The sequence below is a fragment of the Mesorhizobium sp. B2-8-5 genome (assembly GCF_006440675.2).
Classification (GTDB): domain Bacteria; phylum Pseudomonadota; class Alphaproteobacteria; order Rhizobiales; family Rhizobiaceae; genus Mesorhizobium.
This window is the reverse complement of the sequence record NZ_CP083951.1, coordinates 5382833-5395927: the sequence shown is the minus strand read 5'-3', so window position 1 is coordinate 5395927 and position 13095 is coordinate 5382833. Positions and strand designations below refer to the sequence as shown.

Sequence of the window (13095 nt, the reverse complement as noted above, 5' to 3'; positions counted from 1 at the left end):
GGCCAATCTCCCCCCTTGCGGGGGAGATGTCCGGCAGGACAGAGGGGGGTGTGAAGGAACGCCAGCGTTCAAACTTCCCCATTCTCATGCCAGCCATTTCCTGAGAGTGCAGCGCTCCCTAGTTGCTACGCTGGCGGGACAGCACCCCCCTCTGTCCTGCCGGACATCTCCCCCGCAAGGGGGGAGATCAGATGTCGCGTGCGGTTTCGCTAATCTCCAGCGTAGGGCGGCCTGAGCATGGGTCACGACCGCGTTCCCTCTCATCAGCGCAAAAACGCCAAATCGATGCGGCGCGCGATGACCGATGCCGAGCTGAAGCTCTGGAACGAATTGCGTGCGCACAGGCTCATGGGCATGAGCTTTCGGCGGCAGGTGCCGATTGGACCTTACATTGTTGACTTCGCTTGTTCTGCGCATCGCCTCATAGTTAAGGTCGATGGCAGCCAGCATGGCGATGGGGAACACTCCCGCCGCGACGAGGAGAGAACTGCCTATCTAGCCGCCACTGGCTGGACCATCCTGCGCTTCTGGAACGACGACGTGATCCGCGATATCGACAACGTCTGCCAGCACATCGTCATCGTGGCCGGCCTGGCCGTCGCGCCCGCGCCACCAACGGAGGAGCTTGTCTCGTGATCGACCATCTTGGCATCAACGTATCCGATTTCGACGCATCCAAGACCTTCTACGACAAGGCGATGGCGCCGCTGGGGGCATCGCTGCTCTACATGGTGCCTCAGGAATATACCGGCGGCGCCAAGGTCGGCGGCTATGGCCGTGACCGGCCGGTGTTCTGGCTGAGCGACAGCACGGACAAGCCGAAATCCGCCCAGCATGTCGCCTTCACCGCGCGCAGCCGCGCCGAGGTCGACGCTTTCCACGCGGCGGCACTTGCCGCCGGCGGCAAGGACAATGGCGGACCGGGTCTGCGGCCGCATTACCACCCCAACTATTACGGCGCCTTCGTCTTCGATCCCGACGGCAACAATGTCGAGGCGGTCTGCCATGATCCGGAGTGAGCCCCAAAAGCAGCCCATGAGCGGGAGTGTGTCATGAGCCTCGACAACCGGCCTGTCTACACCGGCGGCTGCCAGTGCGGCGCCGTGCGTTTCCGCGTCGAAGGGGCGCTGGGCGACGCCTCTGTCTGCCATTGCCGCATGTGCCAGAAGGCGAGCGGGAACTTCTATCTGCCGCTGGTCTCGGTGCGCGGCGCCATGCTCGACTGGACGCGCGGCGAGCCCAAACGCTTCCGCTCGTCCAATGCCGCCTGGCGCGGCTTCTGCGCCGAATGCGGCACGCCGCTGACCTTCGAGGCCCCCGACGGCGTGGCGCTTGCGATCGCCGCCTTCGATGACCCGACCGGCATCGCGCCCACCATCCAGTGGGGGACGGAGGCAAAACTTCCCTATGTCGACGGCATCCCCAAGCTGCCGTCCGAGGACACGATGGCCGATATCGCCTCGGCGCCTTACCTCGCCGAGCTCGTCTCCTACCAGCATCCCGATCACGACACCGACCAATGGCCACCGGAGGAAAGATGATGACCGAAAACGTTCGAACCGGAGGCTGCCAGTGTGGCGCCGTGCGCTTCCGCATCAAGGGCAAGCTCGGGCGCCCCTCCATCTGCCATTGCCGCATGTGCCAGAAACAGTTCGGCAATTTCTTCGGCGCGCTGGTGACGGTGCCGAAGGACGGCGTCGAATGGACCCATGAGGAGCCGAGCTATTTCCAGTCCTCGGTCAACATCGACCGCGGTTTCTGCGCCCGCTGCGGCACGCCGCTGACCTATCGCCAGCCTGGCGCGCTGGAGATCGCGATCGGCGCCTTCGACGACCGCTCCGACCTCGCGCCGCAGATCCAGGTCAACTACGCGGTTCGGCTGCCCTGGGTGGAGAAGATCTTCGAGGCGCCGATCCTCGACGATCCCGACTTCTATCGACGGCAGGAGCAGATCATCTCCTTCCAGCATCCCGACCACGAGACGGCCAACTGGCCGCAGCAGGGCTTGAAACTATGACGATCCACGGCAGTTCGTTGCGTATGCTCTATCCGGAGATCGAGCCGTTCGAGTCAGGCATGCTCGATATCGGCGACGGCCACACCATCTATTGGGAACGCTGCGGCACCAAGGGCGCCAAGCCCGCCGTGTTCCTGCATGGCGGCCCGGGCGGCGCCATCTCGCCGAAACACCGGCGTCTGTTCGACCCGAGGCTCTACGACGTTATCCTGTTCGACCAGCGCGGTTGCGGCAAGTCGACGCCCAACGCTTCGCTCGAGGCCAACACCACCTGGCATCTCGTCGCCGATATCGAGCGCCTGCGCGAAATGGCGGGCTTCGACAAATGGCTTGTCTTCGGCGGCTCCTGGGGCTCGACGCTGGCGCTCGCCTACGCCGAGACGCATCCGGACCGCGTCAGCGAATTGGTCGTGCGCGGCATCTATACGCTGACCCGCGCCGAACTCGAATGGTATTATCAGTTCGGCGTCTCGGAAATGTTTCCCGACAAATGGGAGCGTTTTCTGGCGCCGATCCCCGAGGGCGAGCGCGGCGACATGATGGCCGCCTATCGCAAGCGGCTGGTCGGGTCCGACCGCAAGGCTCAAGTTCAGGCAGCCCTTGCCTGGAGCCTCTGGGAAGGCGAGACGATCACGCTGCTGCCAGAGCCGGAAACCAGCACGCCGTTCGGCCAGGACGACTACGCGGTGGCCTTTGCCCGCATCGAGAACCATTACTTCGTCCATGCCGGCTGGCTGGAGGAAGGGCAGTTGCTGCGCGACGCCTGGAAGCTGAAGGACATACCCGGCACCATCGTCCACGGCCGCTACGACATGCCGTGTCCGGCGAAATATGCATGGGCGCTGCACAAGGCCTGGCCGAAGGCGGATTTCCACCTGGTCGAAGGCGCCGGCCATGCCTATTCGGAGCCGGGGATACTGGATCGGCTGATCCGGGCGACGGATGGGTTCGCCGGCAAGAAATGATATTACCGGCCGCAAGGCCAGAGGAGGGTGCTGAAGCACCCACGCAGCCATGACAAAGCAACGCCTTTATCTCTTCGACACGACGCTTCGCGATGGCCAGCAGACGCCGGGCATCGACTTTTCCGTCGAGGACAAGATCGCCATCGCCAAAATGCTGGACGACTTCGGCATCGACTATGTCGAGGGCGGTTATCCGGGCGCCAATCCGACCGACACAGCTTTCTTCCAGAAGAAGCGGACTGAGCGCGCGAAATTCGTCGCCTTCGGCATGACCAAGCGGGCAGGGATCTCGGCTTCCAACGACCCGGGGTTGGCGGCGCTGGTGCAGTCGAGGTCCGACGCCATCTGCTTCGTCGCCAAGAGCTGGGACTATCACGTGCGCGTCGCGCTCGGCTGCACCAACGAGGAGAACCTGGAGTCGACCAAGACCTCGGTGGAAACCGCTGTCGCGGCCGGCAAGGAGACGATGGTCGACTGCGAGCATTTCTTCGACGGCTTCAAGGCCAATCCGGACTATGCGCTGGCCTGCGCCAGGACGGCCTATGAAGCCGGCGCGCGCTGGGTGGTGCTGTGCGACACCAATGGCGGCACGCAGCCTTCGGAAGTGCGCGAAATCGTCGGCAAGGTCATCGCGCACGGCATTCCTGGCGATCATCTCGGCATCCATGCCCATGATGATACCGGCCAGGCGGTGGCGAATTCCCTTGCCGCGGTCGAGGCCGGCGTGCGCCAGATCCAGGGCACGCTGAACGGCATCGGTGAGCGCTGCGGCAACGCCAATCTCATCTCCATCATCCCGACGCTGGCGCTGAAGCCCGCCTTCGCCGATCGTTTTGAGACCGGCATTTCGGCCGAGGCGCTGACCGGAATATCGAGGCTTTCCCGTGCGTTCGATGAATTGCTCAACCGCGCGCCGGAAGCGCAGGCGCCCTATGTCGGCTCATCGGCATTTGCCACCAAGGCCGGCATCCATGCCTCGGCTTTGGCCAAGGAGCCGGCGACCTATGAGCATGTCCCGCCGGAAGCCGTGGGCAACCGCCGCCGCGTCATGGTCTCCGACCAGGGCGGCAAGGCCAATTTCCTCGCTGAGCTGAAGCGGCGCGGCATCGACGTGCCGAAGGACGATCACCGGCTCGACGCGCTGATCGCCGTGGTCAAGGAGCGCGAGGCCGAAGGCTATGCCTATGAAGGCGCCGACGCCTCGTTCGAATTGTTGGCCCGCAAGATGCTGCACGGCCTGCCGGAGTTCTTCAACGTCACCTCGTTCCGCTGCATGGTCGAGCGCCGCTTCGACGCCAACGGCAATCTGAAGACCGTCTCCGAGGCGATCGTGAAGGTCGAGGTCGACGGCGAGGAGAAGATGTCGGTCGCCGAAGGCCACGGCCCGGTCAACGCGCTCGACATCGCGCTGCGCAAGGACCTCGGCAAATATCAGAGCGAGATCGTCGACCTCGAGCTCGCGGACTTCAAGGTGCGTATCCTCAACGGCGGCACCGAGGCGATCACCCGCGTTCTGATCGAATCGCACGATTCCACCGGTGCCCGCTGGTGGACCGTCGGCGTGTCGGAAAACATCATCGACGCCTCCTTCCAGGCGTTGATGGATTCGATCGTCTACAAGCTGATGAAGAACCGCGACATGGCGGGGCTGGTGGCGGCGGAGTAGACGCGTGGGCTTTTCGATAAGCTGGTTTGGCCTTCGGGGTTACGGGATCAAGGAAGCCGCTGCCTTGTTTGGCAGGGAAGTCGGCGACACATCGGAGGATTTCGATGCGCCGGTGAATGCTTATCGCAGCGAGAAGAACTGGGCGATCGTCATCCTCGGCTACTGCAGCTATCCCAATCCTCCCGACAGTTACTTGTCTGCGTTTTCGCAAGGCAGGGAAATGGTCATCGTGCACATAGAAGAACACACGATGTTTGCTCGCGCCGAGCTATGGAGCGCCGGAAAGAATATCTGGAGGGTCTGGCATAGCGGCGACAAACACGTCAGGGATCTCCATACCACGGGCGATCTTCCAGCCTCCTTTGAATCCTTGAGGCAGCAGGCATTTTCAAAGCAGGACAACGAAAGTGATGTCGATTATGCCTTCGACATTCCCCTCGATTTGGCGGCGGAGTTGACTGGCTTCAGGCATGATGAGGGAGTACCCGATAGGGTCTTCTTCGAGCTTGTCGAAAAACCCGCCCAGCAATGAGCAGCCTTCGCTGTTTAGGCGTCTTGGAGCGTAGTCAACTGTTTGAACCATCACGAAAAGTCCGTTGATCCATCATAATTTTGTGATGGTCTTGGGCGATCCGCTGGGCCATAGCGTCAGGCCATGGTCACCGCTACAGCCGATCTCGATCAGGATGCCAAGGCCCGCCGCGGTTTCCTCCTGGCGCTCGGCGCCTATTTCCTCTGGGGACTGCTGCCCTTCTACATGAAGGCGGTGGCGCATCTGCCGCTTGCCGAGGTGATCGCCAACCGCGTCGTCTGGTCGGTGCCGATCGCGGCGGCGGTGCTCATCTGGGCTGGCCGCACCGCCGACTTCAAGGCGGCGATCCGCTCGCCGAAGAGCCTTGCCATGGCGGCGCTGACGGCGGTGCTGATCTCGATCAACTGGGGCATCTATGTCTGGGCGATCGCGGTCGACCGCACCGTCGAGACCGCGCTCGGCTACTACATCAACCCGCTGGTGGTCGTCGTTGTCGGTGCGGTGCTGCTCGGCGAGCGGCTCGACCGGTTGCAGATCGCCGCGGTGGCGCTGGCCGCGGTCGCGGTGATGGTGCTCACAATCGAGGCCGGCAAATTGCCCTGGGTGTCGCTGGCGCTCGCCTTCTCCTTCGCCGCCTACGGCTTCTTCCGCAAGACACTGCCGATCGGCCCGAGCCAGGGGTTCCTGCTCGAAGTGCTTTTGCTGTCGGTGCCGGCGCTCTGCTACATCGTCTACCTGATCGCCACCGGCCAGGATCATCTGATTTCCGGCACAGGCGCCGACACCGCATTGCTGATCGGCTGCGGCCCGGTCACCGCGGTGCCGCTGCTGCTCTTTGCCTTCGGCGCCAGGCTGCTGCGCCTGTCCACCATCGGCATCATGCAATATATCGCGCCGACCATGGTATTCCTGATCGCCGTGCTGATCTTCGACGAGCCGTTCGGCGGCACCCAGGCTGTCGCCTTTGCGCTGATCTGGGCAGCTCTGGCCATGTATAGCTGGTCGATGTTCAGGGGGCGCGAGGTCCGCCCGCCGGCTGCCGCGACGAGATAAGCAAAGTGCGAGACGGTTTTCCGTCCGGAATTGCGTAAACAAGAAGCAGAGGGCACCCGATGTACGTTCTGCATATCGGCAACAAGAACTATTCGTCCTGGTCGCTGCGCCCGTGGCTGCTGATGCGTGTCCTCGGTATTCCCTTCGAGGAGCGGCTGACGCCGTTCCCGACCGGATCGAGTTTCGGCCTCTACCGGCAGTTCTCGCCAAATGGACGCGTGCCCTGTCTTGTCGATGATGGCTGGGCCGTCTGGGATACGCTCTCGATCGTCGAATACCTTGCCGAACGCCATCAGGGCGTCTGGCCGTCGGAGACGAAGGCGCGCGCCTGGGCGCGCTCGGCCGCCGCCGAGATGCATTCGAGCTTCACCGCGCTGCGCAATGACTGCCCGATGAGCTGCGGCGTGCGGGTAAAGCTTTCGCCCATGTCCGGCGCGCTGAAGCACGACATCTTCCGCATGGGAGACTTGTGGAACGATGGCTTTGCGCGTTTCGGCGGACCTTTCCTGGCCGGCGACCGTTTTGGTGCCGTCGATGCCTTCTTCGCCCCCATCGCGTTCAGGGCGCAGTCCTATGGCCTGGCATTCGAAGGCGCAGCCGCCGCCTATCCGTCGCGGCTGCTCGACCTGCCGGCCATGCGCGAATGGTACGCGGCCGGACTTGCCGAGACGTGGCGCGAACCCGGCCACGAAGCCGAAGTCGCCGCCGCCGGCGCCATCGTCGAGGATCTGCGGGCAACCGCTTGACGCGATTGCTTCAGACCCGCCCCAGCCGCCGCACGATCGTATAGACGATGCCGGCGATGACGACCGAGATCGCCGTCACCACCCAGAAACCCAGCGGCGTGTCGACCAGCGGCAACCCGCCGACGTTCATGCCGAACAGGCCGGAGATGATGGTCATCGGCAACAGCACCGCCGTCATGACGGACAGGATATAGAGCAACTGGTTCGACCGTTCGGTGAGCTTGGCCATCAGCTCGTCCTGCAACAGGCGCGTGCGCGCCTGCAACTGCTCGCCGTCGTGATGCAGCGTGTGCGCTCGGTGCGATAGCCGCGTCGCCATGTCGTTGATCGGGTCCGGCAGCTCGTTGCGATGCGAATGGTCGAGGTGGCGGAAGAGGTTGGTGAGCGTCGCCATCTGCCGGTGGATCAGAACCAGCTGCCGGCGCGCATCGACCAGCGCCTGGCGCTCGCTGTGCCATGCATCGACGACGATCCGGTCCTCGATGCCGTCCAGCGTATCGCCCATCTTGTCAAGCTCGGCCGCCATGCCGTCGAGCGACTGGCCCATCACCGCCTCGATCAGCTCGGCCGGCGTGCGGAATTTTCGCGTGCCGCCCTCCACCAGCTTGCGGATCTTATCGACCGATTCCAGCGGCTGCTTGCGGGCGCCGACCAGCATCTTGTCGTTGAAGGCGAAACGGAAATGCGTGAGCCCGCGCGCCTCGGCGAAGTCATGCCTGAGGTCGGGCAGGTCGCCATAGAGGAAGTCGTCCTCGAAATCGATCTGGCAGCCATGGCTGGGCGACAGGAAGGCATCGCGCACCGGCTGCGGCAGGGCCTGCTCGGCGCCGATCTCCTGGCGGGCGCGCATGTCGGTGATCTGGTAGCTGCGCCAACTCCAATGCGCCTCGGCGGGATCCTTGGTGCGGGAGCCATCGGCCTTGAAATGATAGATGAAGAACAGCCCGTGCTCGTCCGGCAGATAGGGCGAGAGGTCGGTGCCTTCGGCGGGGAGGGCGATGTTCATGGCGGCTTCGCCGGCTCTTGGTGCGGTCAGGGGTCGCGGGGGGCGGCCAGTGCAAACCTACCATGGCGATTGCCGCCCAGTGTGACAGTTTGGTGACCGTCTTTACGGCTGCAGCCACTCTCGACAGAGCCGTCCTATCGTTGGCCGAACTGGCTGCGCAGCCGTGGCGTTGCGATCAAACGGCAGCTCGCTTCGCCTGCCTATCCAGTCGCCAGCCATTTGCGCGACATCGCGAAGGTCCTGAAAGATTTTGGGTCCATCGGACGCCCGAAAGCGTAGCCTTGCAGGATGTCGCAGCCAAGCTCTTTCAGGATGCGCGCGTGTTCCATCGTCTCGACGCCTTCCGCCACGACCCCGATGCCGAGCGATTTGCCGATCTCGATGATTGACGACACCAGCCGCCGCTGCGCCGCCGAGCCCGTTATCGGCGTGACGAGTTGCCGGTCGATTTTGAGACGGCGCGGTTGCAGTTTGAGCAGGCTGACGACGGATGCATGGCCCGTGCCGAAATCGTCGATCTCGATGTCGATCCCGAACTCCTTGATGTGCTCGATGTTCCAGGCGACAAGCTCGTCATTTTCGTCCAGGAAAATGGATTCCACGAGCTCGAACGAGACGGTTCCCTCCTTGATCGCCAGCATGCGCAGGCCGTTGATCAGGTCTTTGTCCTCCAGCCTTCGTGCTGAGACGTTGACGGAAAAGCGCGGAATGTTGAGGCCGTCGCGCGACCAGCGCTGGAAATTCTCCAGCGTTTGTTCGAGGATCGTGCGGTCGATCAGCGAGACCACATTCAATTCCTCGGCCACTTTGAGGAAGATGTCGGGGGCGAGGATGCCGCGCCGTGGATGGCGCCAGCGCGACAGCGCCTCGACGCCGACGATCTCGAGCGTCTTGGCATCGAACTGTGGTTGATAGTAGGCGATAAACTCGTTGCGCTCCAGCCCGCTGAGGATCTCGTCAGCGGTCTGCTTGGTCCTGACGATCTCGCTCTGCAGCTCTTCGTTGAAGAACTCATAGCGGTTGCGACCGCGGCTCTTGGCTCGATAGAGCGCGAGATCGGCGTTGACCAGCAACTGCTTCGCATCGACGCCGCTAAGCGCCGCAATCCCGATGCTGACCCCAAACCGGCATTGGTGGCCTTTATAGTCGACGGGCTGGCGCATTTCTTCGATGATACGATCCGCTAGCGCGGCGAGTTCATTGTCATCGCGCCCTTGGCAAACCACAACGAACTCGTCCCCGCCGATGCGCGCCACGAAGTCGCCTGCCCGGGCGTTGGCTTTGATGACCTTCGAGGCATGCATGAGCATGGCGTCGCCCGCCGCATGGCCGAGCGTGTCGTTGATGTGCTTGAAGCGGTCGAGGTCGAGATGCAGCAGCGCAGTGCGATCCTCGGGCGAATTAGCCAGCATCTCATCGAGGTAACGGCGATTGGGCAGCCCGGTAAGTGAATCGTGCAGCGCAACATGCTCGATGCGCGCCTTGGCGGTCTTGAGTTCGGCATTCTTCGATTCCGACAATTGCCGTTCACGCACCAGATTCTCGTTGAGCAGAACGTCGCTGGTCACGTCCCATTCGGCCCCGACCATCTTCGGCGTGCCGTCGCTGTCCTGGAAGTAGCTTGCGCGCGCGCGCACATGGCGGACGGTGCCGTCTGGGCGAAGCAGTCGATACTGCGACGAGTAGGGACCTTTTGCACCCACGGCAAGGTCGAACTCGCGCCGTGCCCGCGCGACATCCTCGGGGTGGATCGCCAGTGCCCAGTCGTCATAGCCGCGCGGCTTCCCGTCGGCGGGCTTGTTGTAGATCTCATTGACGCGATCGTCCCACAGCAGCTCGTCGGTGAAGAGGTCTTGCTCCCACACGCCGATGCCTGAAGCCTCCAGCGCCAGTTCCAGCCTCCCGGACAGGCGCCTCAATTCAGCATAGTTTTTCTGCCTTTCGCCGAACAGCCGTCCGGCCACCAGGATGGGCAGCACCACCAGCACAGCGGCGAGCGCCATGAGCGCCTGCAAGCCCCGCTCGTTCTTCGGCACGGTCGGCCAACCGCCCTTGGGGATTGCTGATATGTGCCAGGAACCGAACGGCAGCTGCACGTCTGCCGTCACCGGATTGTTCTTGACGATGTCGGCGCTGCCGAAGAAGCGCTGGCCGCCACCGCCAAGCGCATCCTTTCCGATAAGCGCCACATCTATGTCGAGATCAGGGTCGGTGAGGCCGCTTGCGGCGTAGAGCCGATCGATATCGATAGCCGCCGAGACAAGGCCCCAGAAGCGATCGCCGCCCCCCGCTGTCGGCACGAAGACAGGGATCCGGCCGATGAAGGCGCGCCCGCCCTGCCTGAGGTCGACGGGACCGGCAAGGACCGATATGCGCTGGTCGCGGGCCCTGAGCGCCGCCAAGCGTTGCGCCTCGTTCTTGCGGTAGTCGAGCCCGATCGCCTTCTCGTTGCCCTCCATCGGATACATCAGCGAAATGACGAGATCCGGCGCGCCGCCAACGTTGCGCAACTGCGATTTCTGCTTGAAGAGATTGGCAGCGAGGGAGGCAAATCTCTGCTGCCCCATATAGGGCTCGGTGACGATGGCCGAGACGAGGCCCTGAACCAGCTGGAGATTGCCGTTGATGTTTCCTTCCAGCTTGGCGCGGATGATATTGACCTTGTAGAGGACGTCCGCGCGCGTGAGTTGATCGGAAACCGTTTTGTTCTGCTGGTCGACGAAGATCGCGCAGATCAAGAGCACGACGAAAGCAATCGCCGCCGGCACGTTGGCGGAAGAGAAAACGGCCTGCCTGATGCGGCCGATATTGAAAATTTTCCCGGTCAATTCAACCCGAATAGCTTTTCTAGACGACGCTCCATCGATCGGAGGACGACGCCCCATCGATCGGAGTTAAAGGAAAGTGCTTAAATTAGAACTTCCATGCCAGCCTCAAATTGCGCCGTTCGCGGCCTGGAGGCTTGCCTTGAGCCAACAAACTCAAGCCATGATTAACGCCGGCCAACTGGGCCGTTCATCCCGCAAAAATCGCGATTTTCCGTTGCTCCCAAAAAATCTTCCGCGTCCGGGAATAAAGCCCGGGCCTTCCGGGTCTTGGCTGTAGCGAGGCCGTCCTCCCAAGGCACGCATCAACCAACCCGGAAGGACTACGCGTATGAACAAAACCGTCTTCACCGCTCTCGCCATCCTCGTTGCCACCGGCAGCGCCTTTGCCGGCAGCGACCGCTTCCCCGGACGAATGGCGGCCAGCAGGCCGCGTCCGTCGACTCCACCACCACTGCCTCCATCGCGAAGCCCGATATGAAGCCGGCGGCCAGGATTGCTGCGGAAGAGCCCGGCCAGGGCACCTGGGGTCGCTGAGCCGGCGGGACCGAAAGGTCCTCGCCCAGGAGGCGGGATCGAAGGACCTGATGCCGGTGTGAGGAAGGCACGCCTCGCCCTGGGTCAACGACCAGACGTCCCGATCTCCCCGGAGCCGGCCGGTCTTCAGTCGGACCGGCCGGCTCCGGTTCCGCAGCCGGCGGAGGGTCGCACCGGGCCCTCCGCCATTCTCTCATACCGCCTGAAACCTGAAGCAAACGCCCAAGCCACAAGAGGAGATTTCTGATGTTCAACATGACACGCCGCATGGTGCTCGGTTCCGCCGCCGCCGCGGCCGCCTTCGGCATTGCCGGCAAGCTGGAATTCGCGCCCGCGGCTTACGCCGAAACCCCGGTCGAGCCGCTGGTCGGCTTCTACAAATACAAGGTCGGCTCGCTCGAGGTCACCGCCGTCTATGACGGCATCTGGCGCAAGCCGCACGACCCGGCCTTCATCAAGGATGTGTCGATCGACGACACCAAGGCGGCACTCGCCAAGGCCGGACTGACCACCGAATTCATGCCGATCCCGCTCACCGTCGTGGTGCTTCAGATGAACGGCCGCACCATCATGATGGACGCCGGTTCAGGCGTCGGCCAGTGGCAGGCCAACGCCACGCATCTTCCGGCCAACATGAAGGCCGCCGGCATCGACTACAAGGCGATCGACACCATCATGATCTCGCATTTCCATCCTGACCATGTCTGGGGCCTGATGGAAAAAGGCACCAACAATCCGGTGTTCCCGAATGCCGAGCTGATCGTCAATGCCACCGAATACAATTGGTGGACGGATCCGAGCCGCCTCGCCAAGCTGCCCGAGGGCCGCAAGCCGGCGGGCAAGCGCATCGCCGAGAACTTCCCGAAATGGAAGAACTGGAAGCTGGTCGACGATGGCGCGGAAGTGGTGCCCGGCATCCGCCTCATGGCGGCGCCCGGCCACACGCCCGGCCATTCCGTCTACCATGTCGATGCCGGCTCCGAGCAGTTCCTCGTCTCGGCCGACACCATGTACGTGCCGGCGCTGCTTGCCCCGCATCCCGAATGGCAGGGCGCTTATGACCAGGATGGGCCGATGGCGATCACCACGCGCCACCGGATCATCGACCAGGTGATCGCCGACAATGTCCGCATCTGCGGTTCGCACTTCCCGTTCCCCGGCACAGGCAGCTTCGTCAGGGACGGCAACGCCTACGCCTTCACCCCAACCCAGATCTGATCTGAATCGGATCCTGAACAGAAAGCGACAACTCCAATGAAACACGCACTTTTCGAGGTGCTCGGCGCCATTGCGGTGCTGACCGCGGCCCCCATCGCCATCGCCGTTCCGGCCTATGCGGTGGACGATATCGAAGGCGCCGACGCGCCGGACCTGACGGCCGTCAAGGCCAAGATCGAGGCCAAGGACTATAAGGGCGCGCTGGCCGACCTGCGTGACCTTGCGCAGGACACCCAGCAGGCCGACGTCTACAACCTGCTCGGCTTCACGCTGCGCAAGACCGGCGACTACCAGACCTCGCTCACCTACTATACCAAGGCGCTGGAACTTCAGCCCGACCACAAGGCCGCGCATGAATATCTGGGCGAGCTCTATGTCGAGACCGGCGACATGGCCAAGGCGAACGAGCAGCTCGCCTCGCTGCAGAAGCTCTGCCCGTCGGGTTGCGAGGAGTTCTCCGACCTCAAGCAGGCGATCGACACCAAGGTGACCAAGTAGGCGGCCCATAAGAGCTCGTCATCCTTTTGGGC

At 63.1% G+C, this 13095-nt stretch carries 13 protein-coding genes; 11 read left to right on the top strand and 2 right to left on the bottom strand.

The genetic code is table 11. From position 1 onward, the window contains the following. The first annotated feature begins 237 nt into the window (after positions 1 to 237). The 9 genes from FJ430_RS26785 (at position 238) to FJ430_RS26745 (ending at position 6979) form a co-directional block, all read left to right on the top strand. Entirely contained in the window at positions 238 to 636 is a 399-nt protein-coding gene (locus FJ430_RS26785) for an endonuclease domain-containing protein (protein ID WP_140703034.1), read from the top strand. Next, complete coding sequence (locus tag FJ430_RS26780) at positions 633 to 1019, top strand: VOC family protein (RefSeq protein WP_140644418.1); 387 nt, start codon at positions 633 to 635, stop codon at positions 1017 to 1019. The genes FJ430_RS26785 and FJ430_RS26780 overlap by 4 nt, the downstream gene beginning before the upstream one ends. A 33-nt stretch (positions 1020 to 1052) precedes the next feature. Beyond that, positions 1053 to 1541 carry a GFA family protein gene (locus tag FJ430_RS26775; RefSeq protein WP_140703036.1) on the top strand — a complete coding sequence of 163 codons (489 nt, stop codon included), beginning with the start codon at positions 1053 to 1055 and terminating at the stop codon, positions 1539 to 1541. Further along, positions 1541 to 2017: a GFA family protein gene (locus FJ430_RS26770; protein ID WP_140651939.1), complete on the top strand. Its 477-nt coding sequence runs from the start codon at positions 1541 to 1543 to the stop codon at positions 2015 to 2017. Before FJ430_RS26775 ends, FJ430_RS26770 begins: the two co-directional genes overlap by 1 nt. Then, positions 2014 to 2982: a prolyl aminopeptidase gene (gene pip / locus FJ430_RS26765; protein ID WP_140703038.1), complete on the top strand. Its 969-nt coding sequence runs from the start codon at positions 2014 to 2016 to the stop codon at positions 2980 to 2982. Before FJ430_RS26770 ends, pip begins: the two co-directional genes overlap by 4 nt. A 49-nt stretch (positions 2983 to 3031) precedes the next feature. Then, on the top strand, positions 3032 to 4648 hold the full coding sequence (gene cimA, locus FJ430_RS26760; protein WP_140703040.1) for a citramalate synthase: 1617 nt from the start codon (positions 3032 to 3034) through the stop codon (positions 4646 to 4648). A 4-nt stretch (positions 4649 to 4652) separates the two neighbouring features. Beyond that, positions 4653 to 5180 carry a hypothetical protein gene (locus FJ430_RS26755; RefSeq protein ID WP_140703043.1) on the top strand — a complete coding sequence of 176 codons (528 nt, stop codon included), beginning with the start codon at positions 4653 to 4655 and terminating at the stop codon, positions 5178 to 5180. Positions 5181 to 5303: 123 nt separating this feature from the next. After that, positions 5304 to 6233, top strand: a complete 930-nt coding sequence (gene rarD, locus FJ430_RS26750) for an EamA family transporter RarD (RefSeq protein ID WP_140703045.1) — start codon at positions 5304 to 5306, stop codon at positions 6231 to 6233. A gap of 59 nt (positions 6234 to 6292) precedes the next feature. Beyond that, positions 6293 to 6979, top strand: a complete 687-nt coding sequence (locus FJ430_RS26745) for a glutathione S-transferase (protein ID WP_140703047.1) — start codon at positions 6293 to 6295, stop codon at positions 6977 to 6979. Positions 6980 to 6989: 10 nt separating this feature from the next. Here FJ430_RS26745 and FJ430_RS26740 read toward each other — a convergent pair whose 3' ends face one another. Both FJ430_RS26740 and FJ430_RS26735 read right to left on the bottom strand, forming a co-directional pair. After that, positions 6990 to 7985: a transporter gene (locus tag FJ430_RS26740; RefSeq protein ID WP_140651698.1), complete on the bottom strand. Its 996-nt coding sequence runs from the start codon at positions 7983 to 7985 to the stop codon at positions 6990 to 6992. Between the two features lie 200 nt (positions 7986 to 8185). Then, positions 8186 to 10813 (bottom strand): EAL domain-containing protein, encoded by a 2628-nt coding sequence (locus tag FJ430_RS26735; RefSeq protein ID WP_226891930.1) that lies wholly within the window; start codon positions 10811 to 10813, stop codon positions 8186 to 8188. 780 nt (positions 10814 to 11593) lie between these two features. Here FJ430_RS26735 and FJ430_RS26725 point away from each other — a divergent pair. Both FJ430_RS26725 and FJ430_RS26720 read left to right on the top strand, forming a co-directional pair. After that, positions 11594 to 12565 carry an MBL fold metallo-hydrolase gene (locus FJ430_RS26725; RefSeq protein ID WP_140703049.1) on the top strand — a complete coding sequence of 324 codons (972 nt, stop codon included), beginning with the start codon at positions 11594 to 11596 and terminating at the stop codon, positions 12563 to 12565. Between the two features lie 36 nt (positions 12566 to 12601). After that, positions 12602 to 13063 (top strand): tetratricopeptide repeat protein, encoded by a 462-nt coding sequence (locus FJ430_RS26720; RefSeq protein WP_140703051.1) that lies wholly within the window; start codon positions 12602 to 12604, stop codon positions 13061 to 13063. Positions 13064 to 13095: the final 32 nt, after the last annotated feature.

What these genes read in the sequence shown, in the direction of transcription:
- FJ430_RS26785 (WP_140703034.1), top strand. Translation starts at nt 238, where the DNA reads ATGGGTCACGACCGCGTTCCCTCTCATCAGCGCAAAAACGCCAAATCG.
- FJ430_RS26775 (WP_140703036.1), top strand. Translation starts at nt 1,053, where the DNA reads ATGAGCCTCGACAACCGGCCTGTCTACACCGGCGGCTGCCAGTGCGGC.
- FJ430_RS26770 (WP_140651939.1), top strand. Translation starts at nt 1,541, where the DNA reads ATGACCGAAAACGTTCGAACCGGAGGCTGCCAGTGTGGCGCCGTGCGC.
- pip (WP_140703038.1), top strand. Translation starts at nt 2,014, where the DNA reads ATGACGATCCACGGCAGTTCGTTGCGTATGCTCTATCCGGAGATCGAG.
- cimA (WP_140703040.1), top strand. Translation starts at nt 3,032, where the DNA reads ATGACAAAGCAACGCCTTTATCTCTTCGACACGACGCTTCGCGATGGC.
- rarD (WP_140703045.1), top strand. Translation starts at nt 5,304, where the DNA reads ATGGTCACCGCTACAGCCGATCTCGATCAGGATGCCAAGGCCCGCCGC.
- FJ430_RS26745 (WP_140703047.1), top strand. Translation starts at nt 6,293, where the DNA reads ATGTACGTTCTGCATATCGGCAACAAGAACTATTCGTCCTGGTCGCTG.
- FJ430_RS26740 (WP_140651698.1), bottom strand. Translation starts at nt 7,985, where the DNA reads ATGAACATCGCCCTCCCCGCCGAAGGCACCGACCTCTCGCCCTATCTG.
- FJ430_RS26725 (WP_140703049.1), top strand. Translation starts at nt 11,594, where the DNA reads ATGTTCAACATGACACGCCGCATGGTGCTCGGTTCCGCCGCCGCCGCG.
- FJ430_RS26720 (WP_140703051.1), top strand. Translation starts at nt 12,602, where the DNA reads ATGAAACACGCACTTTTCGAGGTGCTCGGCGCCATTGCGGTGCTGACC.